1 protein-coding gene is annotated in these 424 nt (G+C 23.3%); it reads right to left on the bottom strand.

All coding sequences use genetic code 11. The annotated features are described in order from the left end of the window. A partial coding sequence (locus KGF52_RS21185; protein ID WP_227841539.1) for a DUF1653 domain-containing protein occupies positions 1-322 on the bottom strand: 322 nt, incomplete at its 3' end. Positions 323-424 lie beyond the last annotated feature (102 nt).

The raw sequence follows: 424 nt of genomic DNA, 5'->3' as shown, positions 1-424 counted from the left end.
CTCCTGTATCATCATATAAAGTTTTATATAAAACCAAATTATTATTATCTTCTTCTTTTTTATGATAAAAGTTTCCATTCAAGTCTCTATATATAAAAATATTTTCATCTAGCTCAGTATGCTTAACATCTAGCTTATACCTAACTGTGTTTTTAGTTAACCCTTTTTCATTATATGTTTCACAGATTTTTTCTATATCATTACTATCAATGGCTTTGCTCAATCCCATTGTAGCATAATATTTTCCTTTAAAATGTTTATAAATACAAGGATATTTTAATTTTCTTTCATCAATGTTTAGACTATTTTTTGGTTTATCCATTTTACTATCCTCTCCTACATGTATTGTTTGAAAAAGTTGTTTATGAGTTTAATTTTTATTTATATAAATATATTCTACTTTTCTTATTACGCAGTTATATAA

The sequence above is a fragment of the Clostridioides sp. ZZV15-6597 genome (assembly GCF_020657815.1).
GTDB lineage: Bacteria > Bacillota > Clostridia > Peptostreptococcales > Peptostreptococcaceae > Clostridioides.
The sequence above is the reverse complement of the archived record's forward strand: the minus strand, read 5'-3'. Positions and strand labels throughout refer to the sequence as shown.